The organism is Mesorhizobium sp. M7A.F.Ca.US.011.01.1.1 (genome assembly GCF_003998295.1).
Taxonomy (GTDB): Bacteria; Pseudomonadota; Alphaproteobacteria; order Rhizobiales; family Rhizobiaceae; genus Mesorhizobium.
This window is the reverse complement of record NZ_RZRT01000045.1, coordinates 26,565-50,508: the sequence shown is the minus strand read 5'-3', so window position 1 is coordinate 50,508 and position 23,944 is coordinate 26,565. Positions and strand designations below refer to the sequence as shown.

Sequence of the window (23,944 nt, the reverse complement as noted above, 5' to 3'; positions counted from 1 at the left end):
CTCCGTGAGCGCTAGCCGCCTTCGGCAGTAGATGCCGGCCGCGTCCCGCTCGTAGCCAAAAGCAACTGCCTGCTGGGCTTTCGGCAACTTTAGTGCTCCGACTGTGCCTCCCAGATGGGCCATATAGAAACGACCAAGCTGATCCCGGGCGTTGCCGATGCCAGCCGGCATCAGATCATTCGAGGCAAGTAGCAATCGGGTGGTCTCAAAGCCGCCTGCGGCTACTATGTAATGGCAAGCCGTGACCTCACGCTTTGTGCCCTTCAAGTCAACACTGTCGATGTGGTCAACCCAACGCCCATTTGGCGCCAGGCGAATTCCCGTCGCCGCGGCGTTTAACCAGATGTGGATACGACGCGAGGACCGCAGCAACCCGGAAAACCGTTTCCACACGTTGGTTGGTGGACTAAACCGCTCCAGGCGGGTCCTGAACAAATCGTCGTCGACGCCCTCTATGAGTTCAACGGGAGAACCAGGCAACGCGCTTGTTGGATCGTAGTCGTAGGACCCAGCCTCGATCACCTCGTGCGCCCGACGGTAGTAGGGCAGCAGTGTTTCATAGGTGATCGGCCAGCCCGAATTGCACACCCATTCGCGCTTCTGGAAGTCGATGCTGTCGAACGGCACGCAGCGGCCACCCCATGCCCGGCTCGATCCTCCCAACGCTCGTATCCGAAAATTCTGGACAGGCGGGTGGACGAGGGGATCTGCGACGATGCCGTGGTAGAGCTCCTGAGACCTCTTGGTCTGCCACTTGCCGCCCGCTTCAAGAACGCAGACGCGTAGCTTTGCATTTTCGAGAGCCGCGGCAATGGCCAAGCCGACAGTGCCACCTCCGACAATGCAGATATCGTAGGCAAGTCCGTCGCCCGCTGTGGTGAATTGAGCGATCAACCTTCACTCCGTCGCGATGCAAGGGATTTGTTTGATCGCCGAAGGCACGCTCCCACCCTTCGCGCCTGGCTTGGGCGAAGCAGGTAGGGCGCGAGGAGCAGTTGGCAACCACCCACTTGATCGTATTTGAAGGGCCGGCGCAAAAGAGGCGGCTTTGGTGCTGAGGTTCTTGACAACTTCAAGGGTCCCTAACCGGAAGAGTTCTTGTTGCGGCATATCACCCTCACAGGGGCACGGTTATGGTGAACGCGTTCGGATGTGGTATTCCGGTCTCCCGCGAGATATCCCGCCCATGGCTCGCCGGCGGACGCGCTGGTGCTCCCGCTGAAGCGTCGGCGTGGGACGAAGACGCTGCCGGCGAATAGCCGCCGCCGGTTCGGAGGATGACAGCCTTGACGCTGTTCGGCCGCCCTGGACGCGAAACCATCCGCGCAATGAGCCTATTAGTTGCGGCAGAAGCGCCTGCACCTGGAATTTTTCCGGGTACATGACGATGACCTCTGTTAATGCCGCAACAGCCGTTTCCCGTTCACAGCCAGTGTCGCCGCGGCCGCTACTTCGGTTCGAATAGCAAACGGCTCGGGAGTACTGCAAGCGCCGGCTCCTCTGGGCTGGCGGGGTACGTGGTCGAGCCTCGATGACGGCCAAGCACAATGTTCCCGCAGTGCGCGTTGCTGGCTCGAATTGTGGAGTGGCGTTCAGCAACGCTCGCGAAGCGCCTCGATCAGCGTCGGGCCCCCTCTTGGGAGAAGCTCATCAGGCGAATGGTAAGGACCTCGGCGTCGGACTTCACCGGTTTTCGCCCCGCTGTTCCGGGCTCCCCCTTGGACGGCGTGTCTTGAGGTCGAACGCATCGCCCGAACTCAGCACGTGAATCTTGAGGTCATAGATTGAAAGAGCAGCATCAGGTTGACCTTCAGCAATGTTCGAGTGAGTAACGCCCGTCGCGTCAACCAGGTAGACAGCGCCGCTGCCGATGACCTTGAATGTATTGCCCTGCACGACGATTGCCGTATCTTCGTCGATGCCGATGCCAAGGACCCGTGGATTCAGCGACACCGCTCCAATGAGCCTGCCAATCCGGCCCCGTTCTGCAAAATGCTGATCGATAATTACGTTCGGCAGGAGGCCCAACCCGGGAGCCATTCGGATATGGCCTATGCGAAAGGAGGCCGCGTTTGGCCCTTTCACCATCATCGTGTCGCTCATCATGGATGCACCTGCGGAGGTGCCGGCGATAATGCCCCCGCCTTGGAAAATTTCATGCACCCGATCATCGATGGGCGTATCACCGATCTGACTGGTAATCCGGAGTTGGTCGCCACCTGAAAAAAACACGGCGCTCACGTTCTCCAGCGCCTTTATTTTCTCGTCGTGCGCTGCCTCAACGCGGTCGTTGACGTAAAGTTCGATAACATCGTCGATCCCGAGCTCCCCAAAGGAGCGCTGATATTTTTCCAAATAGCCTTCCGGCTCATGCGACGCGATGGTCGCAAGGACCAGGCGCCCATCCGGGATCAGATTCGCGACCTCCTTCAGGATGACGCGATCGCCGTCGTGGTCCTCATGCCCACCGATTATTACCAAGGTTCCGGTTTTCGCCTTTGACAGGGACGTCTTCTTCTTAGTGCTCAATTTTCTTTGTCCTCCTTGCGCAGGAAGACATGTGCATGCTTGTCGTCACTGGTCATGAAAGCGACTGCGAACTCGCGGCTGTTGTGAGCCCAGCCAGATAGTCCAGCGGCAGTAAGCACTATGCCGCCCGCTTCGCCACCGATCGTTTCGAGCTCCTTGATTGAAGCCTTGAGAGCTTGCTCAGGTCCGTCGGCAAGTGCATGCATGACCCGCGCCGCGAGGGTTTTTCGCGCGATATGCTCGCCATCTCCGGAGAAGGCCACTGCTCCCAAATGATTGTCCGCATAGTAGCCGCAGCCGGGCACGGGAGAATCGCCGACGCGGCCCGGATGACTGCCGTCCAGTCCACCGGTCGACGTGCCGACTGCCAAGTTGCCGTGCTGATCGAAGGCTATGCAGCCGACCGTATCGTGCTTGCCAGTTCGCGATCGTTCGAGCTGCTCTGGGCTTACCAGATCCGCCGGATCGCAAAGCTCCATCTGTTTTTGCTGGGCAAAGCGCCTGGCGCCACCCGACGCCAGAAGGATTGGCTCTTCAAACAGCATAGCCTTCGCGACACTGATAGGATGCCACACGCCCTTGATGACAGTAACAGCACCGACGTTGACATTCTTCCCCTCCATCAGTGAGGCGCACATCTCTATCTCGCCGTCTCCGTTCAAAGCGCTACCGTAACCTGCGTTGAACGTCGGATCCGATTCCAGGACGCGGACCGCTGCTTCGACCGCGTCCACCGCCGTCCCCCCACTTGCCAGGATTGTGCGGCCTGCCTCCAGGGCGTTGATGCATCCGCTCCGATTTGCCTCTTCCTCCTCGGGACTTATCTCCTTGGCGCCGCCGTGCACGATGAGCGACCACATCAGCTGGCCCTCAGATGGTGCACATCGTGGTTGTCACGACCTCGTCTGATAACCACCGCGGGTTCGAAACCTGTAACTTGTCGCCAGACAGCTTCGACGTCATCGACGGTCAGCACAACCAGATCACGCTCCCGGGCAAGCTCAAGGCAAAAGCGAACAGCCTCCTGCTCGGGATACGAGACGTGCATTCGGGCGGGAGCGCAGCCGGCCTGCAGGGCACCTTCCCGCAGCAGCCCAGCTATCGAGCCTGGGGCTCGGCCGCGCAATTCGTTCTCGTCTTCCTTGAAGACGATGATGTCAAATATCTTCGATGCCACAGCTCCCATATTGCGAATGTCGCAATCCCGACGGTCACCGGGTATGGCGACCAGCCCAATCGTGCGCTGATGGCCGCTCCGCATATGAGAGACCAGCTTTCCGAGCGCTGTCAGCCCCTCAGGATTGTGGGCGTAGTCGACTATGGTGCGAAAACCATGCCCGTCAAAGACGTTGAGGCGGCCAGGGGAATGCTCGAACGACGTGGTGAACTCAGCCAATGCACCGCGGATCGTGGTTAGTGGGACGCCATGGCAGTACGCCATCGCAATGGCCGCCAAGCTGTTGGCGACGTTGAACTCAGCCGCGCCTTCGAATGTTGCAGGGATTTCATCGACGCACATCAGGAAGAGGGATTGACCATCTTCATGAATGAAGATGTCCCACCCATCCCCGCTGCGCTCGCGCGTCAAGGCACGTCCGCCTTCAGCCACGTGGTCCCTCAACGTATTGGGCCACTCAGTCCTGTTCGCCAGCGAAAAATAGCAAACGCTGCCCCTGGCTTCGCGCGACATTGCTGACGTATGGACATCATCCGCGTTGAGGATGCTCCACCCGCCCCGGCGCACCGACTCCACGACAACGGATTTCACCTGCGCCAGATCCTCGATCGTATCAATGCCTTTGAGGCCAAGATGATCACCATGGACGTTGAGAACCGCGCCGACATCGCACTCATCAAAGGCCAGCCCCTCGCGGAGGATCCCGCCGCGGGCACATTCCAGCACCGCAATGTCGATGCCCGGCTCGCGCAGCACGACCCTGGCGCTCTTCGGACCCGAGCAGTCCCCCGTCATGATCCGTTCGCCGTTCAGATAGATGCCGGTGGTCGACGTAAGCCCCACATTGGAGCCATTCGCCTGCAGGACATGCGCGAGCATGCGAGCGGTAGTCGACTTACCGTTGGTTCCGGTTATCGCGAAAATTGGAATTCGCCCATTCTGACCGCCAGGAAACAGAAGATCAAGCACCGGCCGCGCAACGTTGCGAGCGCGCCCCTGGGATGGTTCCAGATGCATGCGAAAGCCGGGGCCGGCATTCACTTCGATGATGCCGCCGCCGGTTTCGCTCACCGGTCGCGAGATATCGCTGCAGACAAAATCGATGCCAGCGATATCAAGTCCGATGATCTGCGCCGCCCGCCTTGCGATCAATGCGTTTTCCGGATGGATCTCGTCTGTCCGGTCTATCGCCGTTCCGCCGGTGGAAAGATTGGCAGTGGGCCGCAAGAAGACCCTTTCGCCCCGAGCAGGAATGCTCGACAGCGTAAGCTGCGATCTCGAGAGAAAGTGCTCGACGCATTCATCAATTTGAATCCGGGTGAGCACCGAGGAGTGGCCTTCTCCTCTCCTGGGATCACGGTTCGTCTCTTCCACAAGCTCAGAAATAGAGTCCCGTCCGTTACCTATGACATGCGCCGGAATCCTTTCGGCGACCGCAACCACTCTTCCTTCGATAACCAGGATCCTGTGGTCCGAGCCGACAAAGTGCTGTTCAATGATCACGCTGCGACTATGTTCGCGCGCCTGTTCGAAACCCCAGCGAACCTCTTCCACAGTCGCCAACCCAATATTGACGCCCCGTCCATGATTGCCGTCCAGCGGTTTGGTAACCACGGGGTAGCCGAGCCGGGCCGCACCAGCGACAGCTTCAGGCTCTGACCGGACCAGCTCCCCCTTTGGCACTGGCAGCCCGGCCTGGCGCAACAGCAACTTGGTGAGATCTTTGTCGGAGGCAATCTCGGTGGCAATCTCGGAAGTGAAATCGCTGCAACTCGCGCGGATACGCTTCTGGTGCCTGCCCTGGCCAAGGAGCACGAGGCTGCTCTCATCGATCCGGATTGCGGGGATGCCTCGTCTCTCGGCCTCTCGTACAAGGGAGGCGGTTGTTGGGCCGAGGGCACGCTCATCGGCAAGGACCTTCAGCAGTTGCAGCCTGGCGGCGAGTTCAAAGGGTCCGTCCGCTTCGGCAACTTCGCGCAGATCCTCGGCACCCTGCAGGTTAGCGGGCAACAGACTGTCCACCAGCTCAAGGGCAATGCGGCCGGCCAGCAGCGCGACGGCCTCGTCCTGATATGCGAACATCACATTGTAGGTGCCGGGGCTGCCTTTGACCGACCGCGTCTTGCCACGCGTTACCCGATGACCAACGACGGTCTGTAGCTCCAGAGCAACGTGCTCCACAACGTGGCCGAGCCACGTGCCTTCTTCCATGCGTCGTAGGAAGCCCCCGGCAGCGCCATAGCTGCAGCCATGAGCTGCGAGCCCAGGTAACAGGCGACCAAGATTTTCGGTAAATCCGGGCAGTTTGTCTGTCGGGAAGCCTTCCAGCGCTCCTAGATCAATCTGAATTTGCACCATCGGGGTCAAGCTGTAGAGGTGCGGCCCGCGGAACACACGGACGTCGAGCACGCGTATCGTGCGCTGCATGGCGTCCTGCGACAGTTCGTTAGCTAACATCGATGTCTCCAATCAACCAACCCGCAACCAGCGTATGATCGGTAAGTTCCGGCTTATTGGGTGAATTTATTTTTGCAGAAGATCGAAACAAAAGTTCGAAATAACATTTGTTTATCTTGGGGGTTCCCAGGGAATCGGCATTAAAGCTCAGTGAGAGCCAGCAGTTTTTTGCGGGCCAGCCACGTTGGGATCGGCTAGACACACCCGAAGCAGCGTTTGAGCGATGCCGTTTCGAAAACGCCAAAATTAAATCGAGGAGGAACATTCCTCATACCAGGATGTTGGGGCAGACAAATCTCGGAGGATTCATTGATGTTCATGCACAACAAGCGACTGCAATATACGGTACGTGTCTCTGAACCGAACCCTCGCCTGGCGTGTATGATCATGGAGCAGTTCGGTGGCGCCGATGGCGAGCTTGCAGCAGCCATGCGCTATTTCACTCAGGGGCTGGGCGAAGACGACCTTGGCCGTAAAGACATGCTGCTGGACATCGCCACCGAAGAGCTCAGCCACCTCGAAGTGGTCGGCTCTATCATCACCATGCTCAATAAAGGTCTTAAGGCGCAACTTGCCGAAGGCCAGATGAAAGAAGCTGATCTTTATCTGATGATCGGGAGCAGCGGAACATCGGTCAAGGAGTCGATCCTGTTTGGCGGCGCGCCGGCACTTTGCGACTCGGCCGGGGTTCCTTGGACCGCCTCCTATGTGGATTCGCGCGGCGAGCCGACCGTGGATTTGCGATCGAACATAGCGGCCGAAGCGCGCGCCAAGATTGTTTACGAGCGGCTAATCAACATTACCGACGATCCAGGTATCAAGGACGCGCTCGGCTTCCTCATGACACGCGAAGTCGCCCACCAGAAGTCGTTCGAAAAAGCGCTTTACGCCATCGAGAACAACTTCCCGTCGGGCAAGCTCCCTGGGGTCGAGAAGTATGCCAGCATGTATGTGAACACCTCGCAAGGGGAGGGCGACGCTAACGGCCCGTGGAACTCTGGGCAAGAATGGGACCGTATCGACGATCTCGAAGAGGTCATGCCAGCTGATGGCGGAGATGGAACTGCGACCGTCGAGCTCAGGGCCAAGGACATGAAGGTTGTGGTCAAAATGGCCGAGCGGACACTCTCGGACCCGGCAGCCAATCCTATGACCGGCGCAGATCTTGGCGCGGGCCCCGGCGCCGGACGGACCAAGAATGGCGATATGGGTGGTGCGGCTAATATCCAAGAAGCCCCCGCCATGGCTGAATCCGCGGCCAAGAAGCGCAGCAAGCGATCTTAGCCCAATGGGTAAATGGCACTTGCCGCAGAGCCACTGCGGCGAAGGGCTGGCAAATACTCTGGTTAGCAAAATGCATGGGAGAGCTCGGCCGGTTTCTGCGGACAGCTCGCTTTGAGCGGATGCGCGGATTGAATCCGGGCGCGTGGCAGCTTTCAGCGTCGTAGCGGCCGAATGTGCGTAAAGTCCTCTCCCGACAGCGCCGTTGCAGCCTAAAGACCGGCAGGAACATTGCTTGTAATTCAGAAATTAGAAATGTTGCAGGATACCTCCGATGCGGCACCAGGCATTCGATTTCTTGAAGATGATCGTCGCCACTCCATCTCCTAGCGGGTTCGAGCAACCCGTCGCGAAGCTGTACCGCGAATACGTCGAGCCATTCGCAGACAAGGTGACCACCGATGTGATGGGCAATGTCATTTCCGTCATAAATCCCGGCGCTTCTATGCGAATTATGTACGCTGGTCACATGGACGAGGTGGGGTTCATAGTCCACCATATCGACGAGAACGGCTTTTTATTCTTCAGCACTATCGGCGGGACCGACGTGGCCACCGAGATAGGGCAGCGGGTTCGGGTGCATGGAAAAGAACACGTGCTCGGAGTTGTCGGACGGAAGGCGATTCAAACCTTCCAGTTGTCCGATAGCACTCAGACACCTTCCTTGAAGGATTTGTGGATCGACATCGGAGCGACCTCGCGCGAGGAAGCTGAAACGGTTGTTCAGGTCGGCAACCCTGTAACCATAGAGTCTGCGTTCGCGGTCCTTCGCGGCAACTATGTTGTCGGCCGAGCCTTCGATAATAAGGTTGGCTTGCTGATCGGAGCCGAGGTGGTGCGTTCCCTGGCACAAAATGGCGGCCTCCACCCAGACGTGGGAATCTACGTCCTCGGCACAGTGCAGGAGGAGATCGGGTCGCGCGGCGCCCATACCGCGGCGTTCAACATCGCTCCGCAAACAGCGCTCGCGGTGGATATGGGTGTCGCCATGGATTATCCCCGTGCCAGACCGGAGGAGCAAGGCAGGCTCGATCTAGGCAAAGGCCCGGGCATTTCCCAAGGTGCCAATACGAATCCTGTTGTTCCCGGGATCTTAACGTCAGCCGCCAGAGATAGGCAGATTCCGTTTCAGCAGCAGGCCACGGGTGGGAAGAGCCCCACTGATGCTCGTGTCGTGCAGGAAAGCCGAGGCGGTGTCGCGACAGGGGTCATCTCCGTGCCACTTCGCTATATGCACACGCCGTCGGAAGTGCTGTGTCTCGATGACATCCAAGCCACCATCGAACTGGTCTGCGAGTTTTGTCGCCGAATCCGGCCTGACACTGATTTCACGCCGCTAGCGACAGCGGAACAAGCAACAAACGACTGGCAGTCTGACGCAAGAACCGAAGTTAACAATTCTCATTGATTCGACGCCCGAGCAATCCAGCCCCGTTCGAAACAGGCGCCCATAAAAACTCTGTAGATCGGCGTGTTGCGACTGTTCCCGTGCGTCGTGATCAACTCGCGCCTGATACGTTTGCGGTCATGGTAACCAGCATTTCGACTTTGGCCGCGGCAGCCCTGGTCGTTGGCGTCGTTGGAGTGCGCCGCCAGGGCCTGGCCAGCGCCCGTCGCCACTGTACTTCGGGTAGGCTTCCTGTCTAGCAGACCCGATGAGTATTTCCCGAAAAACCCACTTCTGCCTCCCTTAATGCCCGGTGTGCCAGGCTGAAAGGTTCAGGGGCGGGAGGCTCCCGGCGATCGAGGGTCGAAGCTCTGGAGTTGCGGAGCGAACCTCCTCAGACTCCGCTATGCGGACGAAGGCGACGTGCACCCATGGCGATCTCCCTGTTGGTCCCGAGAGCATGTCGCCCCCCACTTGAACGGTTTGACTGTGACATTCGGATTTGGACAATATCGCCGACAAGCCGGGCCACCCTTCAAATGCATCGCTGCACTGGTCGACCACCGGAACCCTGCAATTGGCGAGATCCGCCAGCGGAGCAGTGCCACACTTATCACAGGTTAAGTCGGGCCGGTATTTATGATATAACGTTGGGCATCATTCGCCGTTCCGCTGCGAGTGACTGAGAGACCATAGCGCTCCCGCCCAAACGGAGAGCCGACATGATTGATGAAAGCCCTTTAACTGCCAAGTTCCGTCGTGCCTTCACCCTCACGCCAGATGAGCGTCAAGCTCTCGACGCGATTAGAATAAGGATCGTTGCGATTGGCGCAAACCAAGACTTGGTTCGGGAAGGCGACCAGCCGTCCCGGTGCATAATGGTCCTGGCAGGCTTAGCTAGCACCTCGAAGATAATAGGAGACGGGAAGCGTCAGGTCACTGCCTATCATGTGCCTGGCGACATGCCCGATCTGTTGAGCCTGCACCTTGATCTTTTGGATAGCGACGTTCGAACGGTGAGCGCTTGCAGTGTTGGCTTCATAGATCACTCGGCTATCCGGCTGCTCTGCGAACGCTACCCTAGGCTGGCGGCAAATCTTTGGCGAACGACACTGGTTGATGCATCGATCTTTCGCGAATGGGTGGTCAATGTAGGGAAGCGCCAAGCGCTTGGCCGAGTGGCCCATCTTCTCTGTGAGATCATGCTGCGTATGGACGACGCCGGCCTCGCGTTCGATCAAAGCTGCGCTTTTGCTGTGACGCAAGCTGACCTTGGCGAGGCCACAGGGCTGTCAGCTGTCCACATCAACCGGACACTCAAGGCTCTTCGAGAAAAGCAGCTTACTTCGCTCGTGAATGGCCAATTGACCATCCATGATTGGGAAGGACTGGCTATTCTTGCTGAGTTCCGTCACGATTACCTGCACTCAGCAAGGACCAAGCGAAGGGTGGAGTCCTTGTCGATGCACTGATTGCTGCAGGGGGCTCTTCAGATTGCCGCGGTGAAGAGTTTTCCGGCCGCCTTTGGGGTCGATCTGCTTTGCTTGGCTACTCGGCGCGCAGTGCACAAAAATTTCCCTACGAATGACGTACCCGGCGCTTGGAAACATTCCGACGAGTCCGGTTGAAGGAAAACATCGGTAACTGTCCTCATGGAGTCCAGATCGCAAGATTCTGCCCAGCCGTAACATCCCATTTATGAATCTGGACCCTCGAACTCGGTGAGAGAGCACGTCGAGCTGCGCAGGTATTCAGTCAAACTTGCCGGCCACTGGCATTGGATGCTTCCAGGTCGAACTGGGCGCCACTGGCATGAAGCAAGGCTGCGACCAAATTCTCGTCCGCTGACTTTTTGCCGGTGTATAGGCGCACAAGCTCGTGCGCCTGGACTTTCCAATCGCACTCCGGGCTGTCCCTTATGGCTGACGTAAGGGTCCGAGAGAGTATGTCGAAATCCAACAGCGAAATACCCGGTCGGCTTCCTTTCATGACCAAATCCGTCCTGTTGATCTGTGGTGGCCGGCCTGCCAAAACAGCCGTCGAGGTCGCACTCTTCACGGCAAGAACCATTTCGGTTCCTGGCCCGCTGAGACGGCTCCACAAAAACTCAAAGGTAAGTTTTGTTTTCGATCACCCGGCAAATCGCAGGTGAGGGGGGTCTTCGGCGCACCAATCAAACTTGATCAGGCGGCATCTCTCATTTCTGCGTCGTTGACGGGAAGCTCCTGGGAAGACAGGTCACGCTGTCGAGCCCAATTCCGCTCAGCATCGAGCAGTTCATTCTCTCCAGTCAAGCCGTTCATAAACAGTCTGAGTACGTGTGTAGCTATGCGCTCTCCGTCCTGCGAAGCGACACGTACACCGCGCTCTTTACAGACCGTCCTACAAACGTGGGCAAGCACCATAATATCGCTCGGCTCCAAAAACCGACCTGGATATAACATACCGTCCTCCGTGGAAAAGCTACCGTGAGCTTTTGATTACGCAAGGTCACCGGCAGCCACAATTAACTATGATAGTCGTGTACTCGACTCTGCAGAAAGTTCGAGCGGCGCCTCCAAACGCATCCGGGATAGCACTACAGCCGAATACGGGGCTATTTAGCAAGGCGAGGTGCCCTCCAAGCTTAGAATTTAGACAAGGTTCTTCGCGTGAGAGACCCACCATGATCCGCGGGCCGTTGCACTTTGTGCACCTCCTTAATAGAGACAGAGGCACATCAGATGGGAAAGCCTTGAACCATGCAGAATGACGCTGAAGCTCAGCAGGTCCAGTTATTGCAGCTCACTGCTGACATAGTGGCGGCGTATGTTCAGAAGAACGCGATCCCGGCGGCCGTTCTCCCCGAATTGATCGCCAGTGTGAATTCTGCCTTGTCGGGATTGAGTCAGCCGGTGGAAGCGCTGCCGCCCGCGCTTGTTCCGGCAGTTAATCCAAAGAAGTCGGTGTTTCGCGATTACATCGTCAGCCTTGAGGACGGACGCAAGTTCAAGTCTATGAAGCGCCACCTTGGTTTGCTGGGAATGACACCCGACGAGTACAGAGCCAAATGGGGCCTCGCACGAGACTATCCGATAGTGGCGCCGAGCTACGCGGCTCAACGGTCGGAGCTCGCTAAGTCTTCCGGCCTTGGCCGCAAGGCAGTTGCGAAAACGCGAGCAAAGAAAGCGCCAACAAGGCAGAAGGCCAAGGTCTAGCGGCGGTCCGTATACACTCTTGCGGCAACGGTGGTCATTCCATTGTCTGGCACGTCGCCGCCGACAAAGAGGGTTGTGGGCTCCCCATATTCGCCAAGCGAAGGATTGGCATCGCGCGACCACGCAATGACGCCAGCGTGTTTACCCGCCACACCCCTCGCAGTCCTTATGGCGCGGTCCTCGGTCCGCTGCTCGGCTGACCCAAAGACGAGCTGAAGGTCGCCGCTCTCATCGCGGTCAATGCTGTGACGACGATGAGTCTCGGGGCCTTCTGTTGCGGCAGCAAGCTATCTGACATGGAGGCTCTCCCTCCGCTGGGCCACCGGCTGGCGTGACGTGACCGGCTCGCTTGGAAGAAACTCAGACGTGCCTATGATCGGTATCATCGATGACTCCCGCTCTGGCCGTGCCTGTTTAGCTCTCAGCTCAATGATTTCGTCATCTCGTCTGGAAATTCGGCTTTCCAGATTGGCAATGCGCTCTGCTAAGAAATAGCGCCCAACTGCAAATCCACCGCCTCCGAACAGCACGGCGAATGTGGCGAAGGCTGTCGGCTGGGCGATGACCAGTTCGGCGTTATTGCCAATGAAAGCGATAAGGTCGTGCATCGAGAGCCGCCTAAGTCATGCCAGCACAGGCGGCGTGGGATCGTAGCTGATCGCCACGAAGCCAGGGTACCTGTTGGCGAGAGCGAGGATTTGGGTCTCAAGCTCGCAGGTGTAGGCCATGAGCGCCTTCACGGCCTCAAGCGGGCTTTCGTAGCGAGCGATGAGCTCCTCCGCTTTCGAGTGCAATTCGGCTTCGGCGTCGGCATGCAGATGCATTGCCGCCATTTTCGGTCTCCTAGATCTAGCGACTTGCCCGGCGCGGTGCGGAGAGCGAGTCAAGCCGTTCTTGCAAATGGCAATTGAGGACAATCATTTCTGAGCAATGAACTTGTCAGCGATTGCCTGCAAAACAGCTTCCTGGCGGCTGTGAGCGTCGCAAAGTGGTCCATGAGATCGCTCCAAAAGATTGTGCGCATAGTGAACAAAAACGGAACATAATTGTCAAGGTCGAATTGGCTGGGCGTGGATGGAGTTCCTATCTGGGCTACAGTTGGGGCGAGGGATATTGGCCCTAGCAATGCTTCGGCATCGTAGCCCCCGTCGGCGAGCAGCATTGAGCCTAACCCCTTTGCCAAGCCCGCTGCGGAGGCGATGTCGCTCGCCTGGCCTGCCGTGAGCGGCCTGCCTTGGGCGTCGACAAGAGCGTGGATTTGGTTGTCAGTCCGGCTCGGGAACGTGTTGACGATCATTTCCTTGACAATCAGCCTTGAGACCCTGCCCGTCGCCTCGATAGCATTTGAACTTCCGCGGCCACCGTGCAGCAACCTTGCAATGCGATTGAGATACACCTCAAGGAACAATCAACCCGCAACCTCGTTGGGCAGGATCGCGTCAGGAGAATGCTGTGCGACACGTCATGTTGGGAGCTCTGGCCGGCCTTGCGGCAACGATGGCGATGACCAGTGCCATGCGGCGGTTCCATGGATTGCTGAACGGGACGAATCGCTACCCTTTGCCGCCGCGTGAAATTGTCGATCGCCTGAACTCCGGGCGCGATGAAAGGCAGGCGCGAACAAATACTCTGTTCGCACATTTTGGCTTCGGCGCCATCACTGGCGCCGTTTTCGCCCTTTTGCCTCGGCATCGCGGCAGCGGCATACTCTATGGCCTCGGCGTGTGGACAGCCAGTTACCTGGGTTGGATTCCTGCAGCGCGAATTCTTGCTCCCGCATGGCGTCATCCTGCAGAAAGGAATCTGCTGATGATCGCCGTGCACATCGTGTGGGGTACCGTGCTCGCGAAATCGCTCAGCGAGTTGGAAGCCGCCGAAGCCGAAGCATTCGGCAGGCCTGCCGACGCCGAACTGTCAGTCTTGGAAAGGCGCGAGAGAGGAACTGGCCCATGAAGCCGATCCCGTTTTGGCTCGATCGAGAGCCCGAGATTTCTTTCGGTGCCTTCCAAGGCAACCGTGACTTCGAAGTCGTAATCGTCGGCGCGGGCATCGTGGGCCTGCACGCTGCCTATCTGCTACGCAGCTCGGGTCTGAAGGCCGCGGTTCTTGAGGCGCGCCAGATCGGCCAGCAGGCCACCGGCCGCTCCACCGCCAAGGTCACATCCCAGCACGGGCTCAAATACGCTTCCCTCATTCGCAATTTCGGCCGCGAAGGCGCGAAGCTTTACGCGGACGCGAATGAAAAGGCCAAGGAAGAGATCGCTGCACAGTGCTTGCTTATGGTGGATAAGGCCAAGCTGGAAGCCAAATCTGCCTTCATCTATGCTGAAGACGAACAACAGGCGGACACTTTACGCCGTGAGGCCGACGCCGCCGCATCGCTTGGATTGCCCGCCGAATTCCTGTCCGATCCGGAGCTGCCCGTTACGGCGACCGCGGCGCTCCGCTTTTCCGGCCAGTACCAGTTCGATCCGTATCTTTATCTTTGCGGGCTGGCCCGTCTGGTGAGCGAGAGCACCATCTCCGTTTTCGAAAACAGCCGCGTTCTTGAGATTGCAGGCGAGGGGCCTTATCAGTTGACTCTGGCTGGCGGCATTGTGACCGCCGGTAAGGTCGTCGTCGCCACGCAGATGCCCATCATCGGAGACGGACTCTTCTTTGCCAAGGCTTTCCCATTCGCGCATCCGGTCGCGGCAGCGCCACTGCCGGAACAAGCAAGAGTGGACGGCATGTTCATCAGTGCCGGCCGGCCGTCTCATTCCTTTCGCACGACGAACCGTGACGGCAAGCGCTTTCTGGTGGCCGCCGGCGGCGAATTCAAGACCGGAGACCGCGAGGGTGCGGATCGCGCCGTCGCCGACATGCTGGCCTTCCTCAAGGCAACGTTCGCTATCAACCAACCCTCGCACCTTTGGATAAACGAAGATTTCCGATCAATGGACGGAATGGCCTTTGTCGGCTTGGCGAGTTCTTCCAAACCAGACCTTCTTGTTGCTACCGGTTTCGACGCATGGGGCATCACACAAGGTGTCGTTGCAGGAGAGATCCTCGCGTCGCAGCTTCTCGGCAAATCCCACCCTGCGGCGGAGATCTTCGACGCGACTCGTATCAAACCGCTCGCAGGCGGCCCGACGTTCATATCCGAGAACGTCAAGACGGCTACTCATTTGGTGGCCGAACGGCTCCTGGGTTCAAGAACTATGGAAATCAGCAAGATCCGCCCAGGAGAAGGGGGGGTGATCGAGCACGACGGAGAGCAACTGGCTATCAGGAAGGCGCACGACGGTACGGTAACCGCCCGCTCCGCGATTTGCACCCATCTTGGCTGCGTTGTTGGATGGAATTCGGTCGACCGGACGTGGGACTGCTCATGCCACGGATCCCGCTTCGATGAAGCTGGTGAGGTTCTTTCCGGCCCCGCCACGAGACCGCTCGAGCCGCGAGCGTCGCCGAATGCCGGGCACGCTAAATGAGAGTTCTCGTCACCGGCGCGTCGGGTTTGATCGGGACCGCGCTTTGCGCGCGGCTGGCGGCCGGGGGACATGACGTCGTTCGTGTGCTCCATCGCCCCAGTGTTGCCCCGTTCACCGGGCCTCCTCCCATCTTGCTCGACATGGCAAATGCGCTGCGGGCGCAGGACTGGATCCCTCATCTTGCCGGTGCCGATGCCGTTGTGAATTGCGCCGGCGTTCTGCAGGACAGCGTTCGCGAGAATACCCAGCATGTCCATACAGGCGGCGCCTCGGCACTCTTTGCCGCGTGTGAACAGGCAAATGTGAAAAAGGTCATCCACTTCTCGGCTATCGGCGTCGATCGCCAGCAGCCGTCCGCTTTCTCCGCCAGCAAGCTTGCTGGCGATGAGGCATTGATGGCGCGCGATCTCAACTGGGTGATCCTGCGCCCCTCGGTTGTGCTGGGGAGGCCGGCGTTCGGCGCAAGCGCGCTTTTTCGTGGTCTCGCTGCTTTGCCACTGTTGCCTGTGATGCCCGACACGGGTCGTCTTCAGGTCGTACAGCTCGACGACGTGATCTCCACCGTTCTCTTCTTTCTTAGGCCCGACAGCCCATCGCGCCTCGCTCTGGAACTGGCTGGGCCTGAAGCCCTTTCCATGAACAAGGTCGTTGCCTGCTACCGCCACTGGTTCGGATGGAACAGCGCCCGGGAATTCATCCTGCCCAATTGGGCCGCAGCAATCCTATACCGGGTTGGGGATGCGGCGGCTCGGCTCGGCTGGCGTCCGCCGATGCGCAGCAATGCCGCAAAGGAGATCGAGCGGGGCGCGGTCGGTGATCCCCAGCCGTGGATAGCGGAGACCGGCATTCAACCGTCAAGTCTTGCAACCGCACTCAGCCTTAACCCTGCCACGGTGCAGGAACGATGGTTCGCTGGTCTCTACGTTGTCAAGCCTGCCATCTTCGTTGTGCTACCCTTCTTCTGGATCATGACCGGCGTTATTTCCCTCACCACCGGCTGGCGCAGCGGAGTTGAGTTGCTCATCGACACCGCGGTCGGCGCGCTGGCCGGGCCGGCTGTCGTCGCCGGCGCGCTGGCCGACATGATCGTCGGTGCGCTGATCGCCTGGCGCCCGACCGGCCGGCTTGGTCTCTTCGGCGCAATCGCGCTGTCGCTTTTCTATGCGATCGCTGGGAGCATTCTGCGGCCGGAACTCTGGAACGAGCCGCTCGGCCCGTTGATGAAGATCCTGCCGATCCTGGTTCTGCATTTTGTCGCGCTGGCGGTGCTGGAGGAACGCTGATGGTCTATTTCGTGCTCAAATACCTGCATGTCATCGGTGCGGCTGTGCTGTTGGGAACTGGCGCCGGCATCGCCTTCTTCATGCTTCTGGCACACCGAACCGGAAATGCCGCGACCATCGCGGCTGTCGCCCGCATCGTCGTCCTCGCCGATTTTCTGTTCACGGCTACGGCCGTTGTTGCGCAACCTGTGACCGGAATCGCTCTCGCCCAGTACGCGGGCTATTCGCTTGCTGAAGGATGGATCGTTCTTTCGATCCTGCTCTACATTGCCACCGGCCTGTTCTGGCTGCCTGTGGTTTGGATGCAGATCAAGATGCGCGATCTCGCCATCAACGCCGCGACGTCCAACCAACCCCCGCCTGAGCGCTACAATCAGTTGTTCAGGCTCTGGTTCGCCTTCGGCTTTCCAGCCTTTGCGGCTGTGCTCGCCATCTTCTGGCTGATGATTGCGCGCCCGCCGATCGAGTGGCTGGCCTTTTAGCCGTCGTGGCTCGCTAAACGCTGCCCTGCGGCGTCTGGGCGAAGGAGTTGCCCAAGCCGCCATTTCAACGCCGAAACAGAAGGGTCGACACAGTGCCGGCCTTTCGCGACGCGTTCCAGTCCAGGCGCTGTCTGATTATGGCCGACGACCCTTGGCAACATCTACCTGCCGGCCATGGGACGTTCCATCTGCCAGCCTGTGGCCCACAATTCCAATCTCGACATCACCAGTTGCACTGCTGTCCCCGAGCCGGCGGACAGCCGATGAGAACCTGCCCGATCGGCGACCGGTCATTCTGATCAGGCTTACTATGATGCTTGGGTGGGCCCGGCGACTCCGAAGGAAGGACATCCTCAGCCACGATATGAAGGGTCAATTGCAGTGCAATCGCGTCGGCCGGGAGGTCAACGCGACGGTTGTCAACAAGCTTCCCTCGATCACCATGCCTTGGTGGGGCCGACCAAACCGATCTGAGCGACGAACCGCTGAGGTTTGCGGAAGGCATGACGCCGGCGCCTCACGAGCGGGCGCGGATCCGAAGCATTTCTGTGAACATGCCGATTGCGGCAAGGGTGCGCCGCGCTTCGCTAAGCCGGATCGATATTCAGCGTAGCCAGATCATTGCGGCGGCGAGGTGTACGAAGCCTGTAAGTGAACTGTGCGTCGGTCGTAGCGCGTGGCGAATCTACGGAAGTGTTTGAGGCGATTGAGCATCGTTCGATGCGGTTTCGGTGCTTGTAGATGTCGGTGTCGTGAGGGATGGCGGCTTGCGGTTGCGCTTGGATGGGATCACCGCCTTGGCCTTCATGCCGGCGATGCGTTGGCGTAAGTCGTTGCTGTCATGGGCTTTGTCGGCTAGCACGGCACAGGCCTCCTGGCCCTTTCAGAAGATCAGGAGCAGTGGTGATGTCATTGGCTTGGCCAGGTGTGATCAGAAACCGCAAGGGACGGCCGAGCGTGCCGCAAAGCATGTGGGATCTTGGTGGTCAGTCCACCTCGGGAACGCCCCAGCGCCTGATCCTTGGCCCCCCTTAACCAACAACCCCGATAGGCAATGATTTGGCCGAAGCCTAGCTGTGCTCGCTCTACACGTTATTGCAAGCCGTTCAAATTTGAGCTTCCGAACTAATGCTTTAGCGAGGGTATCTCATGTAAATCACTTAAGCCTTCTGCGCGGTGAGGTTCCACCGTTCTTGACTGGCCGTCGGCGACGCTAACGACGAAATAGGAGAACGCAATGACCCGCAGTCACGTTGAACGTCTTGATGAGTTTAGGGAAATTCTGGTCGCGGCTCGACGCGAAGGAATCCGTAATGTGCACCATACTCGCGACGCGATGCGGGCAAGTGGCTTTCAAATTGGGGATAGCGACGGCTCCAGCTACGGAGCCGAGCTGAAGGCGCTCCAAGAGGAAATTGAGGCAGTCGACCGCGCCATAGAGGACGAGAAGCGGTTGACCTTGGCCATCGAGAGCGCGGCTCAATCCCGACGACCGACCAAACCCAGAATCGTGAAGGGAACATGAAATCAGATACGGTCCTTGGCGTTCCTTGCGTCAATCGACCTGCGGCAGCCGATCTGAATAGCGCCGGCCGGCCGCGCGCACCGCTCGGCGCGTGTCGCACACGGACGAACGCGGTTGATCGGTTCCGCGCTCGTCGGTGAAGGCGGAAACGTCATCGTCGACATGAAGGTGTTGCCGATGTCGTCCCCAATCGTCCGTCCGCTGGACGATCGGACTCGACAACGAAGTCGACCGCCATGCGGGCCGTGCGTCGGTCGGGCCGACCACGGTCACCCAGAGTGCCACCGGCTCGATTAGGCCCGCGGATCGCGTAGGCGCCGGCCTCTCGTGGAGTTGCGCGAAGTGACCACCTTGCAAATGTGCTTTCTTCAATGGGAAAGCTTCATATCCGCTGTTCCTAGCTGAGCTAGCGTGCTCGCATTCACAGTAAGCCAGTTACGCGCATCCCGGCGCTCGCATAGCTCTCTTCACCACTCAAATAACGATCAACAACAGTGCGCTTCAAACTCTCGCTGTGTTTGGACATGAAAACCCCCGAAGGTGGATGTCCAACTTTCGGGGGTCAGTTCAGTTCCCGGGGTGGTTTATGGTTAGCTCTGAAGAGGCAATGGACCTCGAGTACTATACCGAAGCATGACTACGAGCCCGTCGCCATTGCGCGCGATGGGCTCCGGATATGCGATTGCGCATTTTTCTAGGAACCGTCATTTCGCAGCGAAGTTCGGTACCGAAGGGACGTTCCGATATGGAGTTGATCATGAAACAGGTTCTTTTCGCTTCAGCCATTATGGCACTGTCAACTGGCCTCGCCTTTGCGCAATCGACCACCACGACTACAGGCGGGTCGTCGAGCTCGACAACAAAGACAATGCCGAGCACTACGACCAATCAGCGGACGGATTCGACCACCACGAGTGGAACAAACTCGAAATCCGCCAAGGACTGCGCTCCGGGTCAACAAACTGGCAGCGCCAAGCAGGCAGCGCCAGGTCAACAGGATACCGATGCCAACTCGGCTGCTCCTGGCCAGATGAAAAAGACCACCGAAGGCTGCTGACTTGCCGGACGGCTGGCTTTTTCGTTTTCCGTGAACGAAAGCGCAGTCCGGCAGTTGGTTCAAAGGAGGAGCCAATGAAAAAGGATGGCCATGGACGTGTGGACAAAGACAATCAGCAACTGCTTGCCCGACGTTTGTCTGAAGAAGTCGGCATTTCAGAGCCGGACGCGCGCGGTCTGATCAAGCTTATCGGCACCGACTGGAATTCGCTACTTCGTGAAGCCCGATTTTTAAAGGAGCGCCATTAGAGTCCGCCGCCTATTGGGGCGAGGCGGCGGACACCTTATCCGACATAGGCCATCAGGCTTAATTGTAGAAATGCCGTTGTCTAGTATCATTGGACCTGGTCATTAGGCCCACCCTCGTGTCCAGCTTTGGTCGGCACGGTCACTCAACTCATGCTTTGGCTGCTTGATCGTGTCGACTACTGCGCCGATAGTGCCTAAGCGACGCGCCTGTGAAATTCCCGTGCGGCTTGCCGGTAATTGGCGTGCGGAGCTCTGGCGAAAGCCATCATCGAGACAGTCGAACGGCTGACGAACTAGGCCCGCCGCTGAGGGACACTGAAACAGCGACGGGCCTTTGCTTTGAGACCTGGCCCGGAAGCCAAGCTGCAAACCAAACTTCGATTTCACGAACAGGTTCCAACCTTACGAGAAATTTAGCGCCTGCGGAGACTCTTAGGTAGGCTCGCCAACTGAGGATCTGAAGACCGTCCTTCTAGTTGCGATGTTGCAGGGGACTACCCCGCAGCGAGCAATCAGTGAGTACTGGGGCCTTTGAGCCGGGTGCCGCCCACGAGACTGACCTGCCGTAGGCTCTCGTGTCCACTGCTTCATTCTCACTACAAGTGCCGCAATAAATGCTGCTGCCGCCGTATCGGACACCGCCTTGACGGCCCAGCCGCGCTCGATCCGAGCTTGTTCAAATACGCGTTGGCAAAGGGCGAGGTCGCTCGGATAAAGGAGGCCACGATCGGACCGTTTGCTGATGGCGAACTCAACTCCTGCCAATCCGGCAAGTCAACGAGAACAGACAAAGCGTTTAAATGTACAATTCTGCCCTGCGGATATTGTCGGCGCGCTGAAGAGAATGATCTGAGGGCTGCCAGCCATTATTTTCAGTTGTACGGAACCGGACAGACCTGCTGGTGGTTGAATGCGATAAGGCGGGCTCCCCCATGCCACTTACCCTTCGTACCACTCTATGTGAGGTGCGAGACGCGCTCCACACCCTACGCCGGTCGGTAAGTCGTCGAGGCCATATCGAGGCGATGTTCGAGATCGATTGCCTCATCGGTTTGGCTGAGGACAAGGCGGCGAGTTCGATCATAGCGATCGATGCTCGGCAACTGGATCGCAAAACCTAGCGGGTTCTTGGCTCGTTCCCGTTCTGGTCTTCCCCTACGTGATGCTCACGGCACATTCATGCTCGGAGATGCGCCGGAAGCCGCCCAAGTCAGGCGGGTTCTTTGTTAAAATCGCCCGGCAGCCCCGGAAAAGTTTCCAGCTGGTGCGGAATTGTTGACAACCCCACTACTGCTGCTCGGGCATTTCAGTATTTTCCTGAGGGTCTTTTTTCACGCCTGGGCTGGGTGACGTGTCTGCTGGCGCATTACCGCCCTGATTTTGCTCAGGAGCACGCTTGAACGGTGCCGTTTGCCAAGAGCCGTTCGATAAAGGCGTGAGTACAAAGAATGCCATCAGGCCTAGAAAAATGACGGCAATAACCGCCACGCCCCACGCCATGAGTCGTCGCGTGCCGCGTTGTTCTTCCCTGCGAGATAGGTTGTCCACCATTGATCCGGCCTTTCGTGGAGTGGCGCTGGGGAGCAACGCGCCTTCCCGAGCTCGGTTCCGCCCATTGTCCGACATCAGGCTTCGCCTTGAGGCGGCTTCCCGTCGCACTGACGGTCTACGGTTTCTGCTTTCTGCTGCGGGGGTGGCGTCTCAGCTCGGATCACCGGTTCCAGGTCGTTGGGAAAGTTGGGTGCGTCGACTGGCAGTTTCGGCAGCGAATCTTTTTCGTCCGGTGATAGCGAAGGAAGTATCTCTGCCACCTCGGCCAGGATGTGGTTTACGATCCCGTTCATCTGCGTGCCTGCTGCGAACATATCTCCTCTCGAACTTCGCTATTGCATCAAAGTTCCGCCCCAGTGCAGCATCCGAGAATTGAGCAATTTTGAAGCTTAGCAGTCTACCGCCGTTGCCGGCGCAATGGGGGAACAGGCTTCGGGTTTAACCGTTGCCACTGACCGGCTGCGAAATTCCTTGCGAATTCCTCGGTCTCGAAAAGCTGCTGCGTGATCACGCCGTCCTCGACGATCTGAACCGCCCACTGCCCGTCTAATTGCTCAATCGAAACACTGTTCTTTGGTTGGTCGTCCACCACCCGCACTCCTCCACAGACGTAACAGTAAAAAACAACCATAGCGGGCCGCCGCTAGCAATGTTCGAAACATACCAAATTCCCGCACCCGCTCAGACGAAGGAGACCATCCATGCCCGCAAACGAGTTAACCCCCCGAAGCAAGCGTGCTTCGTCGACGATTCATGATCGACCTGAACGCCACACAGGCGGCAATCCGGGCCGGCTACAGCGAATTGACCGCAGATGTGCAGGGTCCGCGCCTGTAGGGAATGTTGGTGGCGCGAGATTTAGCCCTGACGTCACGTTCAATCTGTCGACCCTCGGCTGGCGCAGCCTTTCACCGGGAGATTGATAGTCCACCTCAGTGTCAGTGAAGCTGCCCGATCAAGCGCGCGTACTCGGCTTCGGGCTTTCCGTATGAGCCGGCCGCGATCTTGATGAGACCGGCCCGGTCGCGGATGACGACCTCCCCACGCGTTGAGCGGATTAAACCCTTGCCCTCCAGTGTCTGGAGCGCGATCGTCACGCCCGGACGTCTCGTACCGAGCATCACCGACAAGATTCATGCGTTATTGCCAGACGCTCGCGTTCGACGCGGTCAGCACACATCAACAGCCATCTGGCCAGCCGCCCGACGATGTTCAGCCGGGCATTGATCAGCCCGGTGTAGCTGGCCTGCAGGTGAAAATAATGGACCTACCGGAGGAGAAAGGCCGCAAGGTCGGGCTCTTTGCCCACTGAACGTCGCAGTCATGCATGGACTGATCGTCACCCATGATGAGGGCCGATCCGGTCATCCCTTCAAAGCCGATGATGCCCACCTCGGCTTCGATCGCCGAACTCAGTTCGGCCACCACCGACCCAACCCCGCTCTCCGCCGGGATCTTTGCCCCCCGCTGTCTCAAGCTGGGTTCTCAGCGGGAGGGACACGCTTTGTAGATGAGGCCGCAGCAGTGCCAGGTCTGCTGGGTACATCCTCAGCAAGAGCTCATTCCTGTAAACAGGCTCTTGGATGATGATGGCTTGGGCAGAAATGTCCGATTGTCGATTGGAGCTAGTCATAGCCACCTGCCTGATTGGGGCGGAAGCACGATGATCGCTCACAGCCGGCGGTGCCCTGAAAACCGACCGCCGATCAACGCACGGTACGCTTATCTCAGCGGATGTCGAATCTTCTCCTTTACCTTCAGCGAGGCCTCGTGCGCTTTTTCAACGATCTGCAGCAAATCTCTTATCGATTCCGCCATGAAGGAGCGGTTACGACGGCATTCCTCCCGAAGAGCCTCGCCGTCCTCTGAAAGGACCATGTGAAGTGCAACAGCTCGTCGAGGTGTCGCCGAACCGGGTTCATTGTCCCTTGCCACGCAAGATCTCGTAGAAAGCAGCTTCGTCGAAAACCTCGCCGGTGTGTTGGAAGAGCGACATTGCTCGCGCGCTCAATTCCGCCGCGTCCGGGCTACCTTCAGGCAGCACATCTTCTCGGCAAATCCGGTCATACACCCTGCGCAATGCGGCGAGTTCTTCTGGGTACGCGATGCGAGTTGGGAGTGGGAGTGCGGTCATGGCTTCCTCCTAATTGGAGCGGAAGCGCGATGGTCGCTCAGAGCCAGCGAGGCCCTGAAAAACTTCCGCTAACAGAAATGGTAGAAGCGAATCTATGAAAGTCGAGCCGGGGTTCCCATTAGGTTAAGAACGTACAATCGGACGAATAGTGCTGATCCTTGTC

Annotated in this window: 24 protein-coding genes and 3 pseudogenes; 12 read left to right on the top strand and 15 right to left on the bottom strand. The window is 58.5% G+C overall.

All coding sequences use genetic code 11. The annotated features are described in order from the left end of the window. From EOA13_RS28385 to cphA, 4 genes are all read right to left on the bottom strand, one after another. Positions 1-894: FAD-dependent oxidoreductase (locus EOA13_RS28385; RefSeq protein ID WP_164780385.1), on the bottom strand; the 894-nt coding region annotated here is incomplete at its 3' end. Between the two features lie 789 nt (positions 895-1,683). Next, complete coding sequence (locus tag EOA13_RS28380) at positions 1,684-2,529, bottom strand: cyanophycinase (protein WP_127296827.1); 846 nt, start codon at positions 2,527-2,529, stop codon at positions 1,684-1,686. Further along, entirely contained in the window at positions 2,526-3,389 is an 864-nt protein-coding gene (locus EOA13_RS28375; protein ID WP_127296826.1) for an isoaspartyl peptidase/L-asparaginase family protein, read from the bottom strand. The genes EOA13_RS28380 and EOA13_RS28375 overlap by 4 nt, the downstream gene beginning before the upstream one ends. Then, the gene (gene cphA / locus EOA13_RS28370) at positions 3,389-6,163 is read right to left on the bottom strand and encodes a cyanophycin synthetase (protein WP_245490514.1); all 2,775 of its coding nucleotides are present in this window, start codon (positions 6,161-6,163) and stop codon (positions 3,389-3,391) included. The genes EOA13_RS28375 and cphA overlap by 1 nt, the downstream gene beginning before the upstream one ends. A gap of 312 nt (positions 6,164-6,475) precedes the next feature. Between cphA and EOA13_RS28365 the strand changes: the two genes are divergently transcribed. The 3 genes from EOA13_RS28365 (at position 6,476) to EOA13_RS28355 (ending at position 10,303) form a co-directional block, all read left to right on the top strand. After that, complete coding sequence (locus EOA13_RS28365) at positions 6,476-7,447, top strand: manganese catalase family protein (RefSeq protein ID WP_127296825.1); 972 nt, start codon at positions 6,476-6,478, stop codon at positions 7,445-7,447. 271 nt (positions 7,448-7,718) lie between these two features. Then, the gene (locus tag EOA13_RS28360) at positions 7,719-8,852 is read left to right on the top strand and encodes a M20/M25/M40 family metallo-hydrolase (protein WP_127296824.1); all 1,134 of its coding nucleotides are present in this window, start codon (positions 7,719-7,721) and stop codon (positions 8,850-8,852) included. Between the two features lie 701 nt (positions 8,853-9,553). After that, positions 9,554-10,303, top strand: coding sequence for a Crp/Fnr family transcriptional regulator (locus tag EOA13_RS28355; RefSeq protein ID WP_127296823.1), 750 nt, complete (start codon positions 9,554-9,556; stop codon positions 10,301-10,303). Positions 10,304-10,586: 283 nt separating this feature from the next. Here EOA13_RS28355 and EOA13_RS28350 read toward each other — a convergent pair whose 3' ends face one another. Then, positions 10,587-10,901 (bottom strand): hypothetical protein, encoded by a 315-nt coding sequence (locus tag EOA13_RS28350; RefSeq protein ID WP_245490513.1) that lies wholly within the window; start codon positions 10,899-10,901, stop codon positions 10,587-10,589. Between the two features lie 671 nt (positions 10,902-11,572). Between EOA13_RS28350 and EOA13_RS28340 the strand changes: the two genes are divergently transcribed. Further along, positions 11,573-12,028, top strand: coding sequence for a MucR family transcriptional regulator (locus tag EOA13_RS28340; RefSeq protein ID WP_127296821.1), 456 nt, complete (start codon positions 11,573-11,575; stop codon positions 12,026-12,028). Here EOA13_RS28340 and EOA13_RS38995 read toward each other — a convergent pair. The 4 genes and pseudogenes from EOA13_RS38995 to EOA13_RS38990 form a co-directional block, all read right to left on the bottom strand. Beyond that, a pseudogene (locus EOA13_RS38995) lies at positions 12,025-12,326 on the bottom strand (hypothetical protein). The gene EOA13_RS28340 and the pseudogene EOA13_RS38995 sit on opposite strands and share 4 nt — an antisense overlap. Then, positions 12,316-12,636, bottom strand: a complete 321-nt coding sequence (locus tag EOA13_RS28330; RefSeq protein ID WP_127296820.1) for a hypothetical protein — start codon at positions 12,634-12,636, stop codon at positions 12,316-12,318. The pseudogene EOA13_RS38995 and the gene EOA13_RS28330 overlap by 11 nt, the downstream one beginning before the upstream one ends. A gap of 15 nt (positions 12,637-12,651) precedes the next feature. Then, positions 12,652-12,861: a hypothetical protein gene (locus EOA13_RS28325; protein WP_127296819.1), complete on the bottom strand. Its 210-nt coding sequence runs from the start codon at positions 12,859-12,861 to the stop codon at positions 12,652-12,654. Between the two features lie 290 nt (positions 12,862-13,151). Then, positions 13,152-13,312 (bottom strand): annotated as a pseudogene (locus EOA13_RS38990) (IS5/IS1182 family transposase); the annotation flags it as partial. A 168-nt stretch (positions 13,313-13,480) separates the two neighbouring features. On the opposite strand from EOA13_RS38990, the gene EOA13_RS28320 reads away from it, so the two are divergent. From EOA13_RS28320 to EOA13_RS28305, 4 genes are read left to right on the top strand one after another with little or no spacing between them, the layout of a single operon-like run. Then, positions 13,481-13,981 carry a hypothetical protein gene (locus EOA13_RS28320; protein WP_206535326.1) on the top strand — a complete coding sequence of 167 codons (501 nt, stop codon included), beginning with the start codon at positions 13,481-13,483 and terminating at the stop codon, positions 13,979-13,981. Further along, the gene (locus EOA13_RS28315) at positions 13,978-15,501 is read left to right on the top strand and encodes an FAD-dependent oxidoreductase (RefSeq protein ID WP_164780383.1); all 1,524 of its coding nucleotides are present in this window, start codon (positions 13,978-13,980) and stop codon (positions 15,499-15,501) included. Before EOA13_RS28320 ends, EOA13_RS28315 begins: the two co-directional genes overlap by 4 nt. Beyond that, entirely contained in the window at positions 15,498-16,784 is a 1,287-nt protein-coding gene (locus EOA13_RS28310) for an SDR family oxidoreductase (RefSeq protein ID WP_127296817.1), read from the top strand. The genes EOA13_RS28315 and EOA13_RS28310 overlap by 4 nt, the downstream gene beginning before the upstream one ends. After that, on the top strand, positions 16,784-17,266 hold the full coding sequence (locus EOA13_RS28305; RefSeq protein WP_127296816.1) for a DUF2269 domain-containing protein: 483 nt from the start codon (positions 16,784-16,786) through the stop codon (positions 17,264-17,266). Before EOA13_RS28310 ends, EOA13_RS28305 begins: the two co-directional genes overlap by 1 nt. Positions 17,267-18,086: 820 nt before the next feature. Here EOA13_RS28305 and EOA13_RS38985 read toward each other — a convergent pair. Next, positions 18,087-18,286: pseudogene (locus EOA13_RS38985) on the bottom strand (transposase); the annotation flags it as partial. Between the two features lie 217 nt (positions 18,287-18,503). On the opposite strand from EOA13_RS38985, the gene EOA13_RS28300 reads away from it, so the two are divergent. Continuing rightward, a complete protein-coding gene (locus tag EOA13_RS28300) occupies positions 18,504-18,791 on the top strand; it encodes a hypothetical protein (RefSeq protein ID WP_127296815.1) in 288 nt (95 codons plus the stop codon). 654 nt (positions 18,792-19,445) lie between these two features. Beyond that, positions 19,446-20,096, top strand: a complete 651-nt coding sequence (locus tag EOA13_RS38065; protein WP_164780376.1) for a hypothetical protein — start codon at positions 19,446-19,448, stop codon at positions 20,094-20,096. Between the two features lie 1,287 nt (positions 20,097-21,383). Here the strand turns inward: EOA13_RS38065 and EOA13_RS28290 are convergent. The 3 genes from EOA13_RS28290 to EOA13_RS28280 form a co-directional block, all read right to left on the bottom strand. Beyond that, positions 21,384-21,647 (bottom strand): hypothetical protein, encoded by a 264-nt coding sequence (locus EOA13_RS28290; protein ID WP_127296814.1) that lies wholly within the window; start codon positions 21,645-21,647, stop codon positions 21,384-21,386. Positions 21,648-21,721: 74 nt separating this feature from the next. Next, positions 21,722-21,961 (bottom strand): hypothetical protein, encoded by a 240-nt coding sequence (locus EOA13_RS28285; RefSeq protein WP_127296813.1) that lies wholly within the window; start codon positions 21,959-21,961, stop codon positions 21,722-21,724. Between the two features lie 83 nt (positions 21,962-22,044). Beyond that, the gene (locus EOA13_RS28280) at positions 22,045-22,236 is read right to left on the bottom strand and encodes a hypothetical protein (RefSeq protein WP_127296812.1); all 192 of its coding nucleotides are present in this window, start codon (positions 22,234-22,236) and stop codon (positions 22,045-22,047) included. Between the two features lie 164 nt (positions 22,237-22,400). Here EOA13_RS28280 and EOA13_RS39445 point away from each other — a divergent pair, with 164 nt between their 5' ends. Then, positions 22,401-22,484 (top strand): terminase small subunit, encoded by an 84-nt coding sequence (locus EOA13_RS39445; RefSeq protein ID WP_127296831.1) that lies wholly within the window; start codon positions 22,401-22,403, stop codon positions 22,482-22,484. A gap of 101 nt (positions 22,485-22,585) precedes the next feature. Here EOA13_RS39445 and EOA13_RS39595 read toward each other — a convergent pair whose 3' ends face one another. Continuing rightward, on the bottom strand, positions 22,586-22,768 hold the full coding sequence (locus tag EOA13_RS39595) for a helix-turn-helix domain-containing protein (RefSeq protein ID WP_348629769.1): 183 nt from the start codon (positions 22,766-22,768) through the stop codon (positions 22,586-22,588). A 14-nt stretch (positions 22,769-22,782) separates the two neighbouring features. Here EOA13_RS39595 and EOA13_RS39590 point away from each other — a divergent pair, with 14 nt between their 5' ends. Further along, positions 22,783-22,959, top strand: coding sequence for a hypothetical protein (locus EOA13_RS39590; protein ID WP_348629768.1), 177 nt, complete (start codon positions 22,783-22,785; stop codon positions 22,957-22,959). 606 nt (positions 22,960-23,565) lie between these two features. Here the strand turns inward: EOA13_RS39590 and EOA13_RS28265 are convergent. After that, the gene (locus EOA13_RS28265; protein ID WP_127296811.1) at positions 23,566-23,781 is read right to left on the bottom strand and encodes a hypothetical protein; all 216 of its coding nucleotides are present in this window, start codon (positions 23,779-23,781) and stop codon (positions 23,566-23,568) included. Positions 23,782-23,944: the final 163 nt, after the last annotated feature.

What these genes read in the sequence shown, in the direction of transcription:
- EOA13_RS28310 (WP_127296817.1), top strand. Translation starts at nt 15,498, where the DNA reads ATGAGAGTTCTCGTCACCGGCGCGTCGGGTTTGATCGGGACCGCGCTT.
- EOA13_RS28355 (WP_127296823.1), top strand. Translation starts at nt 9,554, where the DNA reads ATGATTGATGAAAGCCCTTTAACTGCCAAGTTCCGTCGTGCCTTCACC.
- EOA13_RS28365 (WP_127296825.1), top strand. Translation starts at nt 6,476, where the DNA reads ATGTTCATGCACAACAAGCGACTGCAATATACGGTACGTGTCTCTGAA.
- EOA13_RS39595 (WP_348629769.1), bottom strand. Translation starts at nt 22,768, where the DNA reads ATGCTCGGTACGAGACGTCCGGGCGTGACGATCGCGCTCCAGACACTG.
- EOA13_RS28265 (WP_127296811.1), bottom strand. Translation starts at nt 23,781, where the DNA reads ATGACCGCACTCCCACTCCCAACTCGCATCGCGTACCCAGAAGAACTC.
- EOA13_RS28315 (WP_164780383.1), top strand. Translation starts at nt 13,978, where the DNA reads ATGAAGCCGATCCCGTTTTGGCTCGATCGAGAGCCCGAGATTTCTTTC.
- EOA13_RS28285 (WP_127296813.1), bottom strand. Translation starts at nt 21,961, where the DNA reads ATGTTCGCAGCAGGCACGCAGATGAACGGGATCGTAAACCACATCCTG.
- cphA (WP_245490514.1), bottom strand. Translation starts at nt 6,163, where the DNA reads ATGTTAGCTAACGAACTGTCGCAGGACGCCATGCAGCGCACGATACGC.
- EOA13_RS39445 (WP_127296831.1), top strand. Translation starts at nt 22,401, where the DNA reads ATGATCGACCTGAACGCCACACAGGCGGCAATCCGGGCCGGCTACAGC.
- EOA13_RS28340 (WP_127296821.1), top strand. Translation starts at nt 11,573, where the DNA reads ATGCAGAATGACGCTGAAGCTCAGCAGGTCCAGTTATTGCAGCTCACT.
- EOA13_RS28360 (WP_127296824.1), top strand. Translation starts at nt 7,719, where the DNA reads ATGCGGCACCAGGCATTCGATTTCTTGAAGATGATCGTCGCCACTCCA.
- EOA13_RS28375 (WP_127296826.1), bottom strand. Translation starts at nt 3,389, where the DNA reads ATGTGGTCGCTCATCGTGCACGGCGGCGCCAAGGAGATAAGTCCCGAG.
- EOA13_RS28330 (WP_127296820.1), bottom strand. Translation starts at nt 12,636, where the DNA reads ATGCACGACCTTATCGCTTTCATTGGCAATAACGCCGAACTGGTCATC.
- EOA13_RS28305 (WP_127296816.1), top strand. Translation starts at nt 16,784, where the DNA reads ATGGTCTATTTCGTGCTCAAATACCTGCATGTCATCGGTGCGGCTGTG.
- EOA13_RS28290 (WP_127296814.1), bottom strand. Translation starts at nt 21,647, where the DNA reads ATGGTGGACAACCTATCTCGCAGGGAAGAACAACGCGGCACGCGACGA.
- EOA13_RS28325 (WP_127296819.1), bottom strand. Translation starts at nt 12,861, where the DNA reads ATGGCGGCAATGCATCTGCATGCCGACGCCGAAGCCGAATTGCACTCG.
- EOA13_RS28300 (WP_127296815.1), top strand. Translation starts at nt 18,504, where the DNA reads ATGACCCGCAGTCACGTTGAACGTCTTGATGAGTTTAGGGAAATTCTG.
- EOA13_RS39590 (WP_348629768.1), top strand. Translation starts at nt 22,783, where the DNA reads ATGCGTTATTGCCAGACGCTCGCGTTCGACGCGGTCAGCACACATCAA.
- EOA13_RS28350 (WP_245490513.1), bottom strand. Translation starts at nt 10,901, where the DNA reads ATGGTTCTTGCCGTGAAGAGTGCGACCTCGACGGCTGTTTTGGCAGGC.